The organism is Vibrio sp. THAF64 (assembly GCF_009363455.1).
In the GTDB taxonomy this organism is placed as follows: domain Bacteria; phylum Pseudomonadota; class Gammaproteobacteria; order Enterobacterales; family Vibrionaceae; genus Vibrio; species Vibrio coralliilyticus.
The window spans coordinates 2,279,710-2,298,251 of sequence record NZ_CP045355.1 but is presented as its reverse complement, the minus strand read 5'-3'; the positions used below and the strand labels follow the sequence as shown (position 1 = coordinate 2,298,251).

The 18,542-nt window shown below is 46.1% G+C and carries 18 protein-coding genes; 8 read left to right on the top strand and 10 right to left on the bottom strand.

The window, feature by feature from the left end; genetic code table 11:
• Positions 1-38: 38 nt before the first annotated feature.
• Positions 39-428, top strand: coding sequence for a DUF2750 domain-containing protein (locus FIU99_RS10500; RefSeq protein ID WP_006962768.1), 390 nt, complete (start codon positions 39-41; stop codon positions 426-428).
• A gap of 9 nt (positions 429-437) precedes the next feature.
• Here the strand turns inward: FIU99_RS10500 and FIU99_RS10495 are convergent, their stop codons facing one another.
• The 7 genes from FIU99_RS10495 to pspF all read right to left on the bottom strand — a co-directional run bounded on the left by FIU99_RS10495 (position 438) and on the right by pspF (position 7,595).
• Complete coding sequence (locus FIU99_RS10495; RefSeq protein WP_152472267.1) at positions 438-1,223, bottom strand: DUF2927 domain-containing protein; 786 nt, start codon at positions 1,221-1,223, stop codon at positions 438-440.
• 28 nt (positions 1,224-1,251) lie between these two features.
• Positions 1,252-2,037, bottom strand: coding sequence for an ATP-binding cassette domain-containing protein (locus FIU99_RS10490; RefSeq protein ID WP_006962766.1), 786 nt, complete (start codon positions 2,035-2,037; stop codon positions 1,252-1,254).
• Entirely contained in the window at positions 2,034-3,032 is a 999-nt protein-coding gene (locus FIU99_RS10485; RefSeq protein WP_006962765.1) for an oligopeptide/dipeptide ABC transporter ATP-binding protein, read from the bottom strand. Before FIU99_RS10485 ends, FIU99_RS10490 begins: the two co-directional genes overlap by 4 nt.
• Positions 3,032-3,919 carry a putrescine export ABC transporter permease SapC gene (sapC, locus tag FIU99_RS10480; protein ID WP_006962764.1) on the bottom strand — a complete coding sequence of 296 codons (888 nt, stop codon included), beginning with the start codon at positions 3,917-3,919 and terminating at the stop codon, positions 3,032-3,034. Before sapC ends, FIU99_RS10485 begins: the two co-directional genes overlap by 1 nt.
• Entirely contained in the window at positions 3,906-4,868 is a 963-nt protein-coding gene (locus FIU99_RS10475; protein ID WP_006962763.1) for an ABC transporter permease subunit, read from the bottom strand. Before FIU99_RS10475 ends, sapC begins: the two co-directional genes overlap by 14 nt.
• Entirely contained in the window at positions 4,868-6,487 is a 1,620-nt protein-coding gene (locus FIU99_RS10470) for an ABC transporter substrate-binding protein (RefSeq protein WP_039952533.1), read from the bottom strand. Before FIU99_RS10470 ends, FIU99_RS10475 begins: the two co-directional genes overlap by 1 nt.
• A 109-nt stretch (positions 6,488-6,596) precedes the next feature.
• Positions 6,597-7,595, bottom strand: coding sequence for a phage shock protein operon transcriptional activator (pspF, locus tag FIU99_RS10465; RefSeq protein WP_006962761.1), 999 nt, complete (start codon positions 7,593-7,595; stop codon positions 6,597-6,599).
• Positions 7,596-7,810: 215 nt separating this feature from the next.
• Here pspF and pspA point away from each other — a divergent pair, with 215 nt between their 5' ends.
• The 7 genes from pspA to FIU99_RS10430 all read left to right on the top strand — a co-directional run bounded on the left by pspA (position 7,811) and on the right by FIU99_RS10430 (position 15,247).
• Complete coding sequence (gene pspA / locus FIU99_RS10460) at positions 7,811-8,479, top strand: phage shock protein PspA (protein ID WP_006962760.1); 669 nt, start codon at positions 7,811-7,813, stop codon at positions 8,477-8,479.
• A 183-nt stretch (positions 8,480-8,662) separates the two neighbouring features.
• Positions 8,663-8,896, top strand: a complete 234-nt coding sequence (gene pspB, locus FIU99_RS10455; RefSeq protein ID WP_006962759.1) for an envelope stress response membrane protein PspB — start codon at positions 8,663-8,665, stop codon at positions 8,894-8,896.
• Complete coding sequence (gene pspC, locus FIU99_RS10450; protein WP_006962758.1) at positions 8,889-9,278, top strand: envelope stress response membrane protein PspC; 390 nt, start codon at positions 8,889-8,891, stop codon at positions 9,276-9,278. The genes pspB and pspC overlap by 8 nt, the downstream gene beginning before the upstream one ends.
• 134 nt (positions 9,279-9,412) lie before the next feature.
• A complete protein-coding gene (locus FIU99_RS10445) occupies positions 9,413-10,444 on the top strand; it encodes an efflux RND transporter periplasmic adaptor subunit (protein WP_006962757.1) in 1,032 nt (343 codons plus the stop codon).
• A gap of 1 nt (position 10,445) precedes the next feature.
• Positions 10,446-11,531, top strand: a complete 1,086-nt coding sequence (locus tag FIU99_RS10440; protein ID WP_006962756.1) for an efflux RND transporter periplasmic adaptor subunit — start codon at positions 10,446-10,448, stop codon at positions 11,529-11,531.
• Entirely contained in the window at positions 11,524-14,625 is a 3,102-nt protein-coding gene (locus FIU99_RS10435) for an efflux RND transporter permease subunit (protein WP_006962755.1), read from the top strand. The genes FIU99_RS10440 and FIU99_RS10435 overlap by 8 nt, the downstream gene beginning before the upstream one ends.
• A gap of 61 nt (positions 14,626-14,686) precedes the next feature.
• Positions 14,687-15,247 carry a DNA-3-methyladenine glycosylase I gene (locus FIU99_RS10430; protein WP_006962754.1) on the top strand — a complete coding sequence of 187 codons (561 nt, stop codon included), beginning with the start codon at positions 14,687-14,689 and terminating at the stop codon, positions 15,245-15,247.
• 21 nt (positions 15,248-15,268) lie between these two features.
• On the opposite strand, the gene FIU99_RS10425 is transcribed toward FIU99_RS10430, so the two are convergent.
• The 3 genes from FIU99_RS10425 to FIU99_RS10415 form a co-directional block, all read right to left on the bottom strand.
• Positions 15,269-16,126, bottom strand: a complete 858-nt coding sequence (locus FIU99_RS10425; protein WP_006962753.1) for a lipase secretion chaperone — start codon at positions 16,124-16,126, stop codon at positions 15,269-15,271.
• A gap of 10 nt (positions 16,127-16,136) precedes the next feature.
• Positions 16,137-17,057, bottom strand: coding sequence for a triacylglycerol lipase (locus tag FIU99_RS10420; protein WP_172974073.1), 921 nt, complete (start codon positions 17,055-17,057; stop codon positions 16,137-16,139).
• A 244-nt stretch (positions 17,058-17,301) separates the two neighbouring features.
• A complete protein-coding gene (locus tag FIU99_RS10415) occupies positions 17,302-18,507 on the bottom strand; it encodes a cystathionine beta-lyase (RefSeq protein WP_006962751.1) in 1,206 nt (401 codons plus the stop codon).
• Between the last annotated feature and the right edge of the window lie 35 nt (positions 18,508-18,542).

The window sequence follows — 18,542 nt, the reverse complement described above, 5'->3', positions numbered from 1 at the left end:
ACGGACTTCCGTGGGCGTTTTATTTGAGGAGTAAGGAAATGTCAGAACCACTTTCACCGCAGCAGATTGAATCCGTGCTTAAAATGCGTGAAGACGAACGATTGAAGTACACAGTCAAAGAAATTGCGAAGCATAGAAAAGTTTGGATTCTTACAGATGAACACGGCTGTGTCATGCTCAACACTGAAGATGAGGATTGTGTACCTGTTTGGCCTCACGAAGAGTTTGCCAATCAGTGGGCAACGGGTGATTGGGAGCACTGTAAAGCAGAGTCGATCTCGACGGCAAAATGGTTTAGCCGCTGGACTTACGGTCTTGAAGACGATGAATTGGCAATCGTAGTCTTCCCAAACCAAAATGAAGAAGGTTTAGTGCTCTATCCGGATGAGTTCGAGTTTGAGCTGAAAAAGCAGGAAAATAGGAACTAATCTAGCCTGTTAATACCCTACAATCTGAAACAACTCACCCGACTTGGACATAGCTACGGCGTCATTCAACACCCCTTGGCGTTGATACTGATCCAATATCTTTTTAGCGAGCTTTTTCACTTGAGCTCGCTCCATCCCTGGCTCTAACGTTGGGTCATAAAGCATTTTCAATAGAATAACATCCAACGGTGAAAGTAGATCCTCGGGCGTTTCATCATTGAAAATGGATGGATAGGCTGACTCGGCATCATTGGGCAATCCCATCACCTGAGTGATTTCTTCTACGATACAAGCCAACAATTTTCCATGCTCTCTTGCTTGGTCGACCGGAATAATGACAGTTGCAGAATCAATTTCACTTGTGGCCTGGTTTACCCGATATCCCGCTTTGCAAAGGGCGCCATGAATGTTTTTGAGAGCACTAGGGCCGATTTCTTTTTCGATATCTTTTCGCCAGTCTGATTCGCGGGTATAGATCCAGATGATATTGGCCTGTTCTCTGCTGGATACGCGTTCGATTGGGTGGCGAGTTATCGACGAGAGATCTCTAAGTTGAGCATTGGTTAGCTCATCATGGAGATCTTGGTCAGCCACTTTGTGTTCAACCCAAACCTTGATCGGTTGTTTCCATTTAACCAGAGGTTTATTGCCCTCTGAGTATTCGTTCTTTAACGCGACATCCAAAAATGCCTGATTGATAAAGCTAGGATCTAGCCAAGTTTTGGTGGTGGTGTAGGCCAGTGCGGGGCTGAATAGAAGCAAACCAAATACGAACCCAATCGCTATCCTTAGCATGTGGGACTCCTGTCAATCTTCAAACAGATTACTTAAAACAGGTCGCTTTATTGAAGTGGCTTTCCACCATACGTTGAGTGATGATGTTGTCCGGGCAGCTTAGAATCTGCTGAGTTTCTCCTGCTTCGACCACTTCACCATTATGCATGACCATCACCTTATCTGTGATGTGTTTCACGACCCCCAGATGCTGCGATACGTAGATAAACGACACGCCCATCTCTTCCTGTAATTCTAAGAATAGGTTAATAATCTGGGAACGCATGGCCATATCTAGACCATTCAGCGCTTCATCGGCAACAATAATCGAAGGTTGTAGAATCAAAGCGCGTGCTAGGCATATACGCTGTTTCTGTCCTGCCGCTAACATCTGCGGATAAAAGTAGGCGTGTTCAGGAAGTAGACCGACTCTCAGCAAGACATCCTTGACCCGCTTCATACGCGCTTCAGGCGTCATATTGGTGTTTCGCTTTAAAGGACCTTCAAGAATTCGACCAATTTGAATGCGTGGGTTGAGCGAGGTATTTGGGTCCTGAAAGATCATCCGAATCAACTTACAGCGAGTTGAGTAATCTTTGTGTTCTAAAAGCTCGCCATTGACTCGAATTTCGCCTGCGGTGGGCTCGACCATACCTGCCAACATGCGCGCTAACGTCGACTTTCCTGAACCATTCTGGCCGATGAAACCAAGGGTTTGGCCTGCTTCAAGCGTAAAACTGACGGGCTTCACTGCTTGATGGACTTTTTTACGAAATAAGCCTGAACGAGTAACGAATTCTTTGCTCAGGCCATTAACTTCTAGCAGCGCACTCATACTTTTTTCTTCTCCATATTCAGCGGGAAGTGACAGGCGAACTTGTGGTTCTTAACTCGTCGTGTCATTGGCATCTCAACACACTGGCGTTGTGCATAAGGACAACGTGGTCCGAGTCGGCAGCCAATCGGTAAGTGCTGCAATGGAGGGATGGTACCGGGGAGAGATTGCAGTTTCTCTTTGTGAGGAATCCACTCACTGAAGTCCGGCATCGCTTTCAGTAAAGCTACCGTGTACGGATGTTTTGGTTTCTCTAAAATCTTTTTGGTGTCTGCGGACTCAACGGACTGGCCACAGTACATGACGGTAATTCTGGTCGCCCACTGAGTAATGGTTGTCAGATCGTGGCCGATCAGCATGATCGATGTGTTGTTGACCTGATTCATGCGACTTAGCAGACGAAGGATCTGCGACTGAGTGATTGGGTCGAGGTCATTGGTTGGCTCGTCGGCAATCAGAAGCTTAGGTTTTGCTGCGATAGCCATGGCAATCATGATTTTCTGACATTCACCGTCAGTCAGCTCATACGGGTAGCTAGACATGATCTGCTCGTGGTTTTTGATCCCAACCTTGTGCAATAGAGTGACTGCCTGTTTTTTACGCCACTTAAAGCGTTCCCACCATTTGCCGTCAAAAGAATGCGCGGGAATCGATTCGATCAGCTGGCTGCCCACTTCTTCCGAAGGATCAAGACAGGTTGATGGTTCCTGAAAGATCATCGCGATATCGCGTGCGATTACGCGGCGACGTTCTTTTGGGGTCAGTTGGAGTAAGTCAACATTGCCCAGACGCATTCGGTCAGCAGTTACTTTCCAGTTTTCTTTACATACGCCAACAATCGCTTTAGCGACTAGGCTTTTGCCTGAACCCGATTCGCCCACCAAGCCACGAATTTCTCCTTCGTTCATGGTAAGGCTCATGCGATCTACAGCTTTCATCAGTCCTTGAGGCGTTTCAATCTCAATCGTCAGGTGGCGAATATCTAGTAATGGCATTATTCGATCCCCGCGTTCAGTGCCTGACGAACCCCTTCGCCGACTAAGTTGATGACTATCACGATAAACATGATGGCGAGGCCCGGTAGTGTCACGGTCCAAGGTGCTAGGTAGATTAACTCGACTGAATCACCAAGAATGGCTCCCCATTCCGTGCTAGGCGCTTGTGCGCCTAAGCCAAGAAAACCAAGGGCGGTGATATCAAGAATGGCGATCGATAGCGCAAGTGTGACCTCTGAGGCAATCACCACCAAAATATTGGGCAGGATTGAGTTCCAAAGCAGGTAGAAGTCGTTTGCTCCATCAAGGCGTGCCGCCATGATGTAGTCTTTTTCCACTTCTGTGTGTACGGCAATGTAAACCGAGCGAACGAACCTAGGTATCAATGCAAGGCATATCGCAAGGAGAATATTGAATTCGCCGAAACCCAGGAATGCGACAAAAATGATCGCGAGCAGCAGCGAGGGAATCGACATAACCGTGTCTAGCAGGTGGTTAAGCGTACTCGAGATGAGTCCTTTGGTCATTCCGGCTAAAATACCAATCAAGCAACCAACCACGGTTGCGATGAGGGTAATGATGACTGCAGCACCAAATGTCAGTTGAGAGCCAACAATGAGACGAGACAGAATATCTCTGCCCAAATCATCTGTGCCAAGGAAGTATTCAACAGTACCTGCGGGATTCCATGATGGCGGAACCAGCAGTTCGCCCGTTTGAGCTTGAGGATCATGTGGTGCAAGCCAAGGAGAGGCGATGGTCACTATGACGATTAAACCAAGGCACCAGAGCCCAAACATCGCCAAGCCATTAGCTCGATAGCTGCGCCAGAAACGTTCGAACTGGGTTGGGATCTGTTCTTCCTGATATACGTTATCGGTTAGCATACCACTCTTTCCTTACTAACGGATTGACCATAGCGCCGATCAAATCTGAAAGAATATTAGCAGTCAGAACTAACGTTGCGACCACAATAACACCTGCTTGAATCGAGACGTAATCTTGATTGGATAACGCATCCAAAAGCCAGCGTCCGATGCCAGGCCAGTTAAAGATCGACTCGGTGATGATGGCCAGCGTTAACATACTTGAAAGCTGCACACCAATCTTAGGAATGATTGGTGGGATAGCATTCCTCAGTACGTGTTGAGTAACAATCTCATGTGTTGAAAGACCCTTGATACGAGCCGCACGGATGTAGTTTTGCCCCATGACTTCTGCTACCGAGGTGCGCATTAAACCGATGACTTGTGTTGTTGGTGCAAGCGCGAGTACCAAACAGGGCAGCATTAGGTGCTCGAGCACACTCTGCAGTGCGTGGGCGCGGTATTCACCACGAGCGAAAAAGGCGTCCACAATGGCAAAACCAGTGATGTGGTCAATTTCATAGAGTAGGTCGTAGCGGCCAGCAACGGGGAATATTTCAAAGTGCAGCGAAAACGCCATGATCATCAAGAGCGCGACCCAGAAAATCGGCGCTGAGTAGCCAGACATAGAGGTAAAGGAGATCGCGGTATCAATCCATTTACCTTGTTTCATGCCAGCCAAGGTTCCAATTGGAATGCCGACTAGAAGAGAAAGGACAAAGGCGATCAAGCACAGCTCTAGTGTTGCAGGGAAGACCAATGCCAGTTCGTCGACAATAGGAACACCGCTTTTGGTGACGCCAAAGTTTAGGTGCATTAACTCGCCAATATAGGTCATCCAGCCGGGCCAGAAATCCTGAATTGCCCACGGAGAGTTAGGGTCGAGTCTAAGCAGACTAAAACCGACCATGGTCAGGATGAGCAAAGTGATGATAAACAGGTTGATACGTCGAACAGTATAGAGAAACATTATTTAACCCTCTCTACTGCATCGAAAGGTTGTGCGTTAAATGGACTCACTTTAAACCCTTGTAACGAAGCATCATAAGCTTGAAATTGCATGCCGTGACTGAGTGGGATGACAGGGAATTCTTCATTAAGAATGTTTTGCGCTTGTTTATATAGGTTGAGACGGTAGCGTGGCTTGTCGACTTCCAAAGCAAGGTCGAGTAGGAAGTCGAAATCAGAATTACACCAGCTTGACACGTTTAGCCCCACTCTTTTTGAGTCACATGACAGTAGTGGTCGCAAGAAATTATCTGGGTCACCGGTATTGGCAATCCAGCCTGTTAGATAGAGATCGATATTGGCGTTGCTGGCAACGTCAGTACGGTCGTAGCGATCATCGGTGAGTAGATTGAGGGTAATACCGATATCTGCGAGATTTGCTTGGATCAGCTCAGCGGTTTTGCGTGGGCTTGGGTTGTATGCTCTTGGTTCCAGCGGCACTGACATGGTCAGTTCTAACCCTTTATCGAACCCAGCTTCTTTAATCAATGCAATGGCGTAATTTCGGTCGTAACGAATCTGGACGCTGTCTTTTAGATAAGCCCAAGAACTGGGCGGAAGAACAGAGTATGCTTGACTGCCGGTACCGTAATAAACTGATTCCAGAATGTTTTGGCGGTTAATGGCGTAGTTGAGCGCTTTACGAACTCGTGGATCGTTGAGCGCTGGATGAGTCGTGTTGACGGCAATAAATGAAATATTCATCGCGGGTTTCGCCATCAATTCAATATCATTCTGCTGCTCAATGATGGGGATTTGGCTAGAGAGCGGTGAATTTAACACATCGCACTCATTGCGCAGCAATTTAGCGAGTGTTCCTGTACCGCGGTGAGAAATATCGAACACCACTTGAGCCATTTTAGGGCGGCCTTTCCAGTAATCATTATGACGTTTTAAGCGTACTAAATCGTTGACCTGAAAATCATCGAGGTAGAATGGGCCTGTACCGACAGGGTGGCTATCAAGCATCGCTTTGTCATCGGTTAATTCGAGCGTGCTGGCGTATTCCGCTGAATGAATTACTGCATGGCTGGTGGCAATGTTGGATAAAAAAGTATTGTCTGGGCGGCTTAAGGTGAATCGGACTTGGTATTCAGATGTGGCCTTTACATCAATCAAGAGATTCTGAAAGTCGATACCACTAAACCAAGGGTACAAGCCGCTGCCAACGTAATGATAAGGGTGTGAAGAATCGATGATCCGGCGGAAGCTGAATACGACATCTTCCGCATTCATTGGACGTTTTGGGGTAAACCAAGCCGTCTTCTGAAACTTCACGCCCTTGCGCAAATTAAAAGTGTATTCCGTACCTGCTTTGTTCACTGACCAACTGGTTGCAAGGTTTGGTATCGGCTTGAAGTTATTCGAGTCCAATGTCAGCAGAGTATCGAAGAGCTGCGGGCTCAATGTTTCAGATGTAATCCCGCTATCGACCAATTGAGGGTTAAAACTCGTCGGGCCGCCTTGACCACAGTAAACGAAGCCGTTTTGACGAATTTTGTTGTGATCAAGTTCTTCACCGCAGCCTGTAAGCAGGGTGACGCCGAAGATACTCAATGTCAGTTGAATGAATGCTTTCATAGAAAGAACAATTGCCGGAGACAAAGCATAATAGAACTCCCCATTATGCCCTAAGATCTCAGTAATTTACCATTATTAGTTTATGGTTTTTAAAATAACGTTCGCACGATCAGGAGAGTGTCGAGAGGTCGTACTTTCTGATCATCCCTCTTAGCTGATGATAGCTCAGACCCAGCATATCGGCCGCTTTCCGTTGGTTAAACTTACTTTGTTCCAGCACTGCCTTTAGTAGATGGATGTCTTGATTCTCTTGCCAAGCTTTATAATCCATTGGAAAGGTAAAATTCGTGCTGGCGATTTCTGGTTCCGCTTCTTCAATGGCTTCTTCAGGCTCAGGTTGCCATTCGGTCGCAAAAGGATCGAAGATCAGGTCATGAATCGGGTTTTCTTGTTGACCGTGTTGATAGACTGCTCGCTCAATGACGTTTTTTAATTCTCGCACGTTACCCGGCCATTGATAATCAAGCAATGCTTGTTCTGCTTTGGGAGAGAAGCCAACGAAGTAATCAAAGCTCAACTCACGACACATTTTAATTGCATAGTATTCAGCTAACAGCAGAATGTCCTCTTTGCGCTGGCGTAGGGGCGGTAAATGAATGACATCAAACGCCAGTCTATCGAGCAAGTCTGCTCTGAATTCACCATTGGCTGCCATCTCAGGCAGATTAGCGTTGGTTGCGCAGACTAGCCGAACATTCGCATTGAGCAATTGGTGTCCGCCAACACGCTCATACTGGCCGTATTCGATTACTCTGAGTAGTTTCTCTTGTACCAGCAGTGGAGCAGTAGCCAGTTCGTCCAAAAACAAGGTGCCATTCTCCGCTCGCTCAAATCGGCCTTTGTGCCGGCCTTTAGATCCTGTAAACGCGCCTTGTTCATGACCAAAGAGCTCTGAATCGATAAGGCCTTCGCTGAGTGTCGAGCAATTCAGTGATATCAGCGATTGATCCCAACGTTTGGAGAGATAATGCAGGCGTTGAGCAATCAATTCTTTACCTGTCCCTCGCTCACCAATGATCAATATCGGTCGTTCTATGGCGGCCAGTTTCGACACTTTATCAAGTACCGAAAGGAAAGCGGGTGACTCGCCGATGAGATTTTGTTGCATGAAACCACTCCGTTGGTGAAATTTACCTACTGTTAGTTAAATTCATCATAGATTAGATTTAATTACAATGGTTGTTTTCGTAACTTAATGTTTTATATGAATTTATAAGTTGGCACGCATCTTGGTTACTAGATAGGTAAGTGAAACCTACAATGAACATCAGATACAGCCAAGCCGTCTTAGAAGTGATTGACTGTAGAATTAAGGAGTAAACTATGGGTATTTTTTCTCGTTTTGCCGACATCGTAAATTCAAACATTAGCGCATTGCTAGACAAGGCTGAAGATCCTGAAAAAATGATTCGCCTTATTATCCAGGAAATGGAAGATACCTTGGTTGAAGTGCGTACTAACTCAGCCAAAGCTATTGCTGATAAGAAAGAGTTGGCACGTAAAGTAGAAGCGCTAGAAGATCAAATTAGCGAATGGCAAGAAAAAGCAACGCTGGCTTTGACGAAGCAACGTGAAGATCTTGCTCGTGCTGCTTTGATTGAAAAGCAGAAGCTGCAAGACGTTTTGAAAGGCTTACACACTGAGCAGACATTGGTAGAAGAAACCATTGAGAAGCTGACAGGTGAGATTAGCAAGCTTGAAAGCAAAATTACGGAAACCCGAGCTAAGCAACAAGCGCTGGCTATCCGCTCTCAGGCGGCGTCTAACCGACGTGATGTGCAAAAGCATCTCCACACCGCGCGTACTTCCGAAGCGATGGCAAAGTTTGAGCAGTATTCTCGTAAAGTCGACGAGCTAGAAGCGGAAGCGGATGTGTACGCCAAAACGGGGAACTCTAAGTCGTTGGAACAAGAATTTGCAGAGTTACAAGCTCAAGACGAAATTGAAAAAGAGCTAGAGAATCTTAAGCAACAGATGAACGACAAAAAGTAATTTAAGTCGCGAGCGAGAAAGCACGATAGGTCGGGCGTCTGTCGCCTGACCAGTCTCAGATTATTCTTACCGCTTTCCATTTTTATTTCGAAGTTCTTATCTTTATTTAATTGATTTTATAACATCTTACGGCAGAGTAGAGGATCTACTCACGTAAAACTGTTGTCTATTTAGGAGTCGCGTATGTCGTCTTTTCTTATTGCCGGGCCTTTGATTGTATTTCTGATTTTTGTCGCACCTCTGTGGTTGATACTTCACTACCGCAGTAAGAAGAAAACAGCTGGTGGGTTGTCTGAAGATGATTTTCAAAGGCTACAGACACTGTCTGAAAAGGCAGAAAAAATGCAAAAGCGTGTAGATACATTAGAGCGTATTTTGGATGCAGAAACACCTAACTGGAGACGCCGATATGAATAAGCGAGAGCTATATCGTGATACCGCCAATGGTAAGATCTCTGGTGTGTGTGCTGGATTGGCAAATTACTTCGGCACTGAAGTTTGGTTAATTCGAATTCTGGTGATTTCGGCGGCATTACTCGGTGGCAGCTTTTTGGTCTTGCTGGCCTATATTGCAATGACGTTTATGATAGAAAAACAGCCGGCGAATTACGTAGAGTCGATTAAAACGGAACAAGAACATAAGCTGAAAAGTAAACCGTGGCAGCAAGGGCAGACCCCAGGAGCACTTTTGGATACGTTGGAGAAAGACTTTGACGGACTGGAAGGTAAAATCCGCGACCTTGAGGCATACGTCACTTCTGATACTTTTAAGGTCGACCGAGAGTTTAAAAGCTTATAACTTAATAATGAGAACTTAAGCTATATTTTGTCAGCAAATTATTAATTTTCATAATAATTTACTGGTATGTCTCTGGCAGTCGCGTAATCATTCATCTATCTTTGTAACTAAAAGTGACAAATGGATGTTTGACTATGCACAAAAATCTCGTGCTTCTTGCCATTGCCGCAACACTAGGTGGCTGTGGTAAGGAGCTCCCTCCTGTCCCTGAACCCGAATCCAGACCCGCAAAACTCTTTACCGTTTCAGTTGGCAACGCTCAGTTTGAAAGACATTTTCCCGCCACATCTGAAGCCGGTGACAAAGCTGTTTTAGCTTTCCGAGTCCCAGGGCAACTTCAATCTATCGATGTGCTTTCAGGTCAGCCTGTGAGTAAAGGTGAAGTACTGGCGTCATTAAACCCAGACGAATATTCGTTGTTGGCTAAACAGGCCGAGGCGCAATATCGTTTGGCCGACGTTCAATATGAACGTTATAAAAAGCTTCGCGTTGATAAAGTCGTTTCTGAGCAAGACTTTGATCAAGCCAAAGCCAATCACAATTCAGCGAAAGCCAGTTTGGAACAAGCACGCGCCAATTTGCGCTACACCAAATTGGTTGCGCCATATGATGGCACAATTTCAATCATACCAGCTGAGAACTATGAGTACATTGCGGCTAAAGAAGGCGTAATGAACATTCAGACCAATCAGTTGATGAAAGTACAATTCCAACTACCTGATCATCTGCTTAATCGTTTCGCGAGTGGTATCAATCTTACCGCTACGATGAAGTTTGATGCTTTCCCCGAGAACAGCTACGACCTCACTTTCCAAGAAGTCGATACTGAAGCAGACCCAAAAACTGGCTCATACAAAGTCACCATGGTGATGGAGCGCCCAACCGACATCGGTATTCTTCCTGGTATGGCAGGTGAAGTGCACGTCAAAGTGGATTCAACTGGTGCGACTCGAATTCCTAGTGCCGCTATTTTCGAAGAAAACGGAAAAACCTGTGTATGGCGTGTCGGGCAGACAGGCGTGGTTGAGAAAGCCACGATTGTGTTAAACGACAAACGTCAGGTGAAAAGCGGTTTGAATGACGGCGATCGAATCATCATCTCTGGTGTCAGCGGTATTGAGCCTGGCATCAAAGTCAGAGAGTGGGTCAAGGAGCGAGGGTTGTAATATGAAGCAGTGGATTAGCCTAGGTATGCTTTCTACAGCTGCAGTTCTTGCTGGCTGTGGTGCTGAAAATCAATATGTGGATTTTGGGCTACCTAAAGTAAAAATTATGGAGATCGGTAGTGGAGTACAAGGTGACAATCTGTATTTCCCAGCAGTGGCCAATGCCGCAGAGCGCTCCCATCTCAGTTTTCGTGTTGCAGGAGAAATCAGTGAGCTAAACGTCAAAGAAGGTGATCAAGTCAAAAAGGGTGATGTATTAGCTAAGCTAGACCCTACGGATTATAAACTGGATGTTGATAATGCCTCGGCGAAGTATAGTGTGGTCGATAGCCAGTACAAGCGTTCCAAACCTTTAGTCGATAAAGGCCTGTTGGCAAAATCTCAATTTGATGAGATTGCGGCGAATCGACAGATTGCCTTCGCAGAATTGAGGCTTGCTCAGCTCAGGCTCTCTTTCACCAAATTACTTGCTCCCGTGGACGGAATTATTTCTCGCGTTAATGTTGACCAGTTTGAAAATATTCAGGTTGGACAACAGATCGTCAATATCCATAGTCTCGAAAACGTTGAAGTTCTGATTCAGTTGCCTGACCGGTTGTACGTCAATCAGCCTGATCAGGAAACCCTGTCACGCATTGAAGCATTGGTCAAAGTACCAAGTGGTAATGAATATTCAGCCTCTATCAAAGAGTTCACCACTGAGCCAGACCCTGCTACCGGTACATTTACCGTGACTCTTTCACTTCCTATGCCAGAAGAAGAGTACATTCTGGATGGTATGGCCGTTGAAGTGACTTCGGAAGGTGATGATGTCGGGCTGAATTTGAACGCTGGTGTTTTGGTTCCGATTGAAGCTGTGTTCAATGCCGACGGTGACAAGATTGATCGGCTGAACAAATATGTTTGGGTGCTGAATGATGACAACACCGTTTCTAAGCAAGCAGTGACGATCGGTAAAGTCACCAAACAAGATTTGCAGATTCTGGATGGCCTCGAAAGTAAACAACAAGTGGTTGTGGCAGGAATTTCCCGCCTAAGAGAAGGAATGAAGGTGGAAGTCGTGAAGCAGGAGGCAGGCAATGAGTGAGCAAAATAATCAACTGTCTCAGAAAGATGAAGATGTAACAGGCATCGCTGCCTATTTTATACGTAATCGCGTCATCAGCTGGATGATCTCGCTGATCTTCTTGATTGGTGGTGTCGCGGCGTTCTTCGGGTTAGGCCGTTTAGAAGATCCAGCATTCACCATTAAAGATGCCATGGTAGTGACATCCTATCCGGGGGCGACGCCTCAACAAGTTGAAGAAGAAGTCACGTACCCGATAGAAAAAGCCATTCAGCAGCTCACTTATGTTGATGAGATAAACTCGATTTCTAGTCGCGGGCTATCTCAGATCACCGTGACGATGAAGAACAACTACGGCCCGGACGATTTACCACAAATCTGGGATGAGTTGCGTCGTAAGGTGAATGACCTTAAAGGCCAGTTTCCTCCTGGCGTCAATGATCCTCAGGTGATTGACGATTTTGGTGATGTTTACGGTATTTTGCTTGCTGTGACGGGGGAAGGATACAGCTATAAGGAGCTACTTGATTACGTCGATTATTTAAGGCGTGAATTGGAGCTGATTGATGGCGTTAGTAAGGTTTCTGTTTCTGGTCAGCAACAAGAGCAAGTCTTCATCGAAATTTCGATGAAACGTTTGAGCAGTTTGGGTTTAGCCCCCAATACCGTGTTTAACCTGCTGTCGACGCAAAACGTGGTGTCCGATGCTGGTGCGATTCGGGTTGGCGATGAGTATATACGTATTCAGCCGACGGGGGAGTTCCAGAATGTTGACCAGTTAGGAGATTTGATCATTACCGAGAGCGGTGCTCAAGGGCTGATTTATCTTCGTGACGTTGCGGAAATTAAGCGCGGATATATCGATGTACCGGACAACATTATTACCTTTAACGGTAAGTTGGCGTTGAACGTAGGTGTTTCCTTTGCACAAGGCGTTAACGTGGTTGAAGTGGGTAAACGTTTTGACCGTCGCCTCGCAGAGCTTAAATATCAACAACCTGTTGGTGTTGGGATCTCTGAGATTTACAGCCAGCCAAAAGAAGTGGACAAGTCAGTCAGTGGTTTTGTCGTCAGCCTAGGGCAAGCCGTGGCGATCGTCATTATCGTCCTGCTGTTCTTTATGGGTCTACGCTCAGGTTTACTTATTGGCTTGATCTTGTTGCTCACTGTATTGGGCACCTTCATCTTCATGAAGTATTTTGCCATCGACTTACAGCGTATTTCGCTTGGTGCATTGGTTATCGCTCTCGGTATGCTGGTGGATAATGCCATCGTGGTGGTCGAAGGGATACTGATAGGAACGCAAAAAGGCCGAACGCGAATGCAGGCGGCGACTGACATTGTGACTCAAACCAAGTGGCCGTTGCTGGGTGCGACAGTCATTGCGGTGACAGCGTTTGCACCTATTGGACTGTCTGAGGATGCAACGGGCGAATACTGTGGCACTCTATTTACCGTGCTCCTAATTTCTCTCATGCTCAGCTGGTTTACTGCGATTTCCCTGACGCCGTTCTTTGCAGATATCTTCTTTAAAGGGCAAAAAATTAAAGGTGGCGGAGAAGAGAGTGATCCATATAACGGCATGATATTCGTGCTGTACAAGGGCTTCCTTGAGTTTTGTATGAAGCGCGCTTGGTTAACGGTTGCTGTGATGATTGTTGGCTTGGTCGTTAGTATTTACGGTTTCACTTTCGTCAAACAGTCATTCTTCCCATCGTCTACAACGCCAATATTTCAAGCAGATATCTGGCTTCCGGAAGGGACAGACATTCGAGCAACCAACACAAAGCTGAAAGCATTGGAGTCTTGGTTATCCGAGCAAGATGGTGTTGAGCACATTACGACGACAGCGGGCAAAGGCTTACAACGCTTCATGCTTACTTACGCCCCAGAGAAGAGTTATTCTGCGTATGGTGAGATCACGACTCGGGTTGAGAGCTATGACCAATTAGCTAAGTTGATGTCTGATTTCCGAGCTCACGTCGAAAAAGGGTTCCCGGAAATCAATTATAAGCTTAAGCAAATTGAATTGGGCCCGGGTGGTGGTGCGAAGATAGAAGCTCGAGTGATCGGTTCAGATCCGACCGTACTGAGAACAATTGCGAAGCAAGTTGAAGACATCATGCATGCCGACCCAGGTGCGACCAACATCCGCCATGACTGGCGTGAACGTACTAAAGTACTGGAGCCACAGTTCAACGAAGGTCAGGCTCGACGTTACGGTATCACTAAGTCAGATGTGGACGAATTTCTTGCTATGTCATTCTCTGGTAAATCGGTCGGTGTGTACCGTGATGGTACGACGCTGATGCCAATTGTGGCGCGATTACCAGAAGAAGAGCGTGTGGATATTCGTAACATTGAAGGGATGAAAATTTGGAGCCCGGCATTAAGCGAATACATTCCATTGCAGCAAGTGACGCTAGGTTACGACATGCGCTGGGAAGACCCAATCATCGTACGTAAGAACCGAAAACGTATGCTGACGGTGATGGCAGATCCAGACTTGCTTGGTGAAGAGACGGCAGCAACCTTACAAAAACGCTTGCAGCCTCAGATTGAAGCCATTGAACTTCCACCAGGCTATGCATTGGAGTGGGGGGGCGAATACGAGTCATCTGGTGATGCTCAAGCGTCATTGTTCACGACCATGCCGATGGGTTACCTGTTCATGTTCTTAGTGACGGTGTTCCTGTTTAATACCGTGAAAGAGCCTCTGATCGTATGGTTAACTGTTCCGCTCGCCATTATTGGTGTGACGACTGGTTTGCTGGCATTAAACACTCCGTTTGGCTTTATGGCGCTACTCGGTTTCCTCAGCTTATCGGGTATGCTACTTAAAAACGGTATCGTACTGCTCGATCAGATAGAAATCGAAATGAAGTCAGGTAAAGACCCATATCTGGCCGTCGTGGACGCTTCTCTGAGCCGTGTACGTCCAGTTTGTATGGCTGCCATTACCACGATTCTGGGCATGATTCCGCTGCTACCGGATATATTCTTTAAACCAATGGCAGTGACCATCATGTTTGGTTTGGGATTTGCGACCGTACTGACACTTATTGTCGTGCCAGTGTTGTATCGTATCTTCCACAAAGTGAAAGTGCCAAACTGATTCAACTAAGATCGAAGACGCCCCTGACTTTGTCGGGGGCGTTTTATTTAAGGAGAAAGCAATGGATACCACTTGCGCATGGGCGATGAACCATGAGCTTGAGCGTGAATACCACGATAAAGAGTGGGGTGTTCCCGTTTATGACGATAAGGTATTGTTCGAGTTTATTACTTTAGAGGGAGCCCAAGCAGGATTGAGTTGGATCACCATCCTGAAAAAACGCGAAGGCTACCGACAAGCCTTTGAAAACTATGATCTGGATAAATTGGCAGCGTATGAGGACGAGCACGCTGAGCATATTGTTGAAAATTATGATGTGGTTAAGCACAGAGGAAAAATTAAATCTGTGTTCAGTAACGCGCGAGCCGCGAAAGCATTGATTGAAGAATACGGTAGCTTATCGCAGGCGTTATGGCAGTTTGTGGATGGCAAGCCTAAGGTCAACCAGTGGCAGGATATGAGCGAAGTGCCAGCCTCGACTGAGCAGTCAAAGGCTATGAGCAAATTCCTGAAAAAGAAAGGCTTCAAATTTGTTGGAGAGACCATCTGCTACGCGTTTATGCAGGCGGTAGGTATGGTCGACGACCATATGGTGAGTTGCCCTAAGAAACCCAAGTATTAACGGTTTAAACGCATCCTTCGATTATAAACTTTGATCATGGATGCGTTCTAATGCCTGGATTCTTCGCCATTGCACAGAATCGAAACTTTGCTCTCTCAGATATGCGATTTGAGATTGCTTGTCATCGTCCGACAAGGTGTTGTCAGACAGGATTACACTTCTTTGCTGCAAGTAGCTGTCGAGCTGAGTGTTAAATTGTTCACGTTTGGTGTCTAGTTTATCAAGCCTCTCTGCGGCTTCTTCCCCTACTAACTCGACACGTGTCAAATGTTTGTTTTGCTCATCCATCTGAGCCGATTGGTTAAGCCCGATAATGAGGTGATTATTGCGTTCTGCTTGCTGAATGTAGTCAGGTTGGTCGGCTAAGGTCTCTTCTAACCATTGCGCTTGCGACTCCGCATCCAAGTTTTGATTGGCTATCGCGAGTTTATCGATCGCGAGCTGGCGTAGTCGATTTTCTTCACCAAACAATGTCTGTATCTGTTCGTCAGTAAAATACTGGCTTTGCAGCGCCATAATCTGCTGATGAAGCTGCTCTAAATCGGTCAAGGTAATTTGTTGTGAGGTTATAGATTCCAGAGTTTCTAGCTCTGTTTTGTATTGTAAATAGGTCTCGAAAAGTGCTTCATCGACGACTAGCCCTTGTTGGTCTTTAGGAAGACTTTGTATCCGAGCTTTAATTTGGTCTAACTCTTGTTCACCTAAGCTGCTTAACGCGTAATCAAACAAATCTCGACTTGAGGAGGTATCTATCTGGGTATCTCGTTGAGATTGTGATTGGTTTGCAATCTCTTCACTGTCTTCTTGATTGATAAAATAGACCGCTCCAAGACTCATCGAGGCGATCATCACTGTTGTTATTAGAGCGGTCTTTTTCATCTTATAGTTCCTACAAACCTTGCAGTTTCAGGCGGTTGGCATGTTGGCGATAAAGAGTCACTGGATCGGTTTCAAACAAATGGTGGATACCAAGTAAGCCATTGATCTCATCCAAGTGATTCATTTTGTAGTCGTCACGAATAACTTGACCTAGGTGCGTGCTACAAGCGCCAACCAGACCGTCATTCGGTTCGTTAAATGCTAGGCCAAGAATGGTCATTGCGGCATCCGTTGGATCAAAGATATTGGTAAAGGTAGATGAACCTGTCCAAGAGTAGTAATAAACACCGTTACCAGCGAGCAAATCACCGCTGCCACACTCTGTGGCCGGAATGCCTTCTGGGTAATGTTGGTTAAAGGCAAGTGATCCTTCGGTGGTTAATGCATCCAAAGAGGCAAGAGGATCTTGGTCGAGGTCACCACCACCAGACAATAGATTGATCAGTGTCGTCAGTCCTTGAGCTAGCTTTACTGCCAAGGCTTCTAAACCAGAGTCTTCTGGTACGGTACCGCGAACGAGGTCAGCCACTTTAGAGCCTTTATTGACACCACCGATACTTGTCACAGAAGCGACAAGGTCCGGTCTGACAGACGCTACATAACGCGCAGTAGGGCCACCATGGCTATGTCCGACTAAGTTAACTTTTGCTGCGCCTGTTGCTGCAAGTAAAGTTTCCACTTGTTCTAGCAACTGCTCGCCACGAACTTCAGAACTGTTCGTCGCAGAGACTTGAGCAACGTAAACGCTTGCACCGTCTTTAGTTAGGGCGTGTGGAATGCCATAGAAATAGTCAACGCCCGCTAATGTATCAAAGCCGAATAATCCGTGAACTAGCACAATGGGGTATTGAGTTTGAGTGTAGCCACTAGCATTGGACGCGCTAGTAGTTGCCGATAGCCCTAAACTGAAGATACAGAGCACAGCAAGTATCAGTTTGTGTTTCAAAATTAGCTCCTTCTGGTATGACCTCTGATGAGTAACTAAACAGTAGAATAGAAAATGAGCTATACGAAATTTGAATGAAAAGTAAGCAATAGAATTGTGAATTAGAGATGGAAAACAACACAATTGTTTAACGTGTCATTATTAAGTAAGTAATTGATAAAATATTCAATAATATCATTGGGTTAAAAATAAAGCCCCTGAGTCAGGGGCTTGATTGAATTGGCTAGCGTTAAGCCGTCGCGGACTGCTCTAAAATGAGTGAGTTATAGCGTTCAAAACCTCGCTCAAGGTCAGCGATCAGATCCTCAACATTTTCCAAACCGATATGCAGACGGATCAACGTGCCATCAAAGTTTGGATTGGCGATGGTTCTCAAGCTGTTGAAGCTTTTTGGCTCGTTGGCCAGAATCAAACTTTCAAAACCGCCCCAAGAATAGCCCATGCTGAAATGTTTCATGCCATCAAGCAGTGCCGTAGTGGCACGTGGGTAGCTTGTTTTTAGTACGAATGAGAATAGGCCGTTACCGCCAGTGAAATCACGCTGGAAAAACTCGTGACCAGGACAGCTTTCTAAAGCTGGGTGGCGCACGTGATCGACTTCAGGTCGGCTTTGCAGCCACTGTGCAACCTTGAGGCTATTTTCGGCATGTTGACGTAGTCGGACATCCAGAGTGCGAATACCACGTAACCCGAGATAGGCATCATCTGGTGAAACACATTGACCCATCAGATAGCTTTGTTCGCGTAGCTGATCCCAATGTTTCTCATTGGCGATTGCCGTACCTAACATGACATCGGAGTGGCCAACAATGTACTTGGTCGCAGCCTGGATAGAGATATCAACGCCATGGTCAAAAGGCGAAAAGTTCACGCCAGCCGCCCAAGTGTTGTCGAGCATTACAATGATGTCATGTTCGTGAGCAATCTTGGCTAATGTTGGAACATCTTGCACTTCCATAGTGATAGAGCCAGGTGACTCTAGAAACAGCACTTTGGTATTGGGCTGAATTAAATCGCGAATACCTTCTCCAATCACCGGATCGTAATAGGTGGTTTCCACTCCCATCTTCTTCATGATCTTGTCACAAAAGTCACGGGTTGGTTCATAGCAGGTATCAACCATAAGGATATGGTCACCCGACTCAACAAAAGAGAGAATTGCGTTCGAAATAGCTGCAGTACCACATGGGTACAAAGCGCAACCAGCGCCACCCTCAACTTCAACCATTGCATCTTGGAAAGCAAAGTGAGTGTTGGTGCCGCGGCGGCCATAAAAGAGTGTTTTGTTTGCGCGGTTAACGGTTGCATGGTGTTTTTCGGCAACCGTATTAAACACGACAGTAGAAGCTCGTTGAACTGGTGGATTAACGACACCATTGGTCCATTTTTCATCACGACCAGCGGTGACCAGCTTCGTTTGCTTACCTTCTGACATTGGAAGTCCTTATCTGAAAATGCGTTGCCCTATTT

Excerpts from the sequence above, each read along its gene's own strand:
- FIU99_RS10500 (WP_006962768.1), top strand. The coding sequence starts at position 39 with ATGTCAGAACCACTTTCACCGCAGCAGATTGAATCCGTGCTTAAAATG.
- FIU99_RS10495 (WP_152472267.1), bottom strand. The coding sequence starts at position 1,223 with ATGCTAAGGATAGCGATTGGGTTCGTATTTGGTTTGCTTCTATTCAGC.
- FIU99_RS10490 (WP_006962766.1), bottom strand. The coding sequence starts at position 2,037 with ATGAGTGCGCTGCTAGAAGTTAATGGCCTGAGCAAAGAATTCGTTACT.
- FIU99_RS10485 (WP_006962765.1), bottom strand. The coding sequence starts at position 3,032 with ATGCCATTACTAGATATTCGCCACCTGACGATTGAGATTGAAACGCCT.
- sapC (WP_006962764.1), bottom strand. The coding sequence starts at position 3,919 with ATGCTAACCGATAACGTATATCAGGAAGAACAGATCCCAACCCAGTTC.
- FIU99_RS10475 (WP_006962763.1), bottom strand. The coding sequence starts at position 4,868 with ATGTTTCTCTATACTGTTCGACGTATCAACCTGTTTATCATCACTTTG.
- FIU99_RS10470 (WP_039952533.1), bottom strand. The coding sequence starts at position 6,487 with ATGAAAGCATTCATTCAACTGACATTGAGTATCTTCGGCGTCACCCTG.
- pspF (WP_006962761.1), bottom strand. The coding sequence starts at position 7,595 with ATGCAACAAAATCTCATCGGCGAGTCACCCGCTTTCCTTTCGGTACTT.
- pspA (WP_006962760.1), top strand. The coding sequence starts at position 7,811 with ATGGGTATTTTTTCTCGTTTTGCCGACATCGTAAATTCAAACATTAGC.
- pspB (WP_006962759.1), top strand. The coding sequence starts at position 8,663 with ATGTCGTCTTTTCTTATTGCCGGGCCTTTGATTGTATTTCTGATTTTT.
- pspC (WP_006962758.1), top strand. The coding sequence starts at position 8,889 with ATGAATAAGCGAGAGCTATATCGTGATACCGCCAATGGTAAGATCTCT.
- FIU99_RS10445 (WP_006962757.1), top strand. The coding sequence starts at position 9,413 with ATGCACAAAAATCTCGTGCTTCTTGCCATTGCCGCAACACTAGGTGGC.
- FIU99_RS10440 (WP_006962756.1), top strand. The coding sequence starts at position 10,446 with ATGAAGCAGTGGATTAGCCTAGGTATGCTTTCTACAGCTGCAGTTCTT.
- FIU99_RS10435 (WP_006962755.1), top strand. The coding sequence starts at position 11,524 with ATGAGTGAGCAAAATAATCAACTGTCTCAGAAAGATGAAGATGTAACA.
- FIU99_RS10430 (WP_006962754.1), top strand. The coding sequence starts at position 14,687 with ATGGATACCACTTGCGCATGGGCGATGAACCATGAGCTTGAGCGTGAA.
- FIU99_RS10425 (WP_006962753.1), bottom strand. The coding sequence starts at position 16,126 with ATGAAAAAGACCGCTCTAATAACAACAGTGATGATCGCCTCGATGAGT.
- FIU99_RS10415 (WP_006962751.1), bottom strand. The coding sequence starts at position 18,507 with ATGTCAGAAGGTAAGCAAACGAAGCTGGTCACCGCTGGTCGTGATGAA.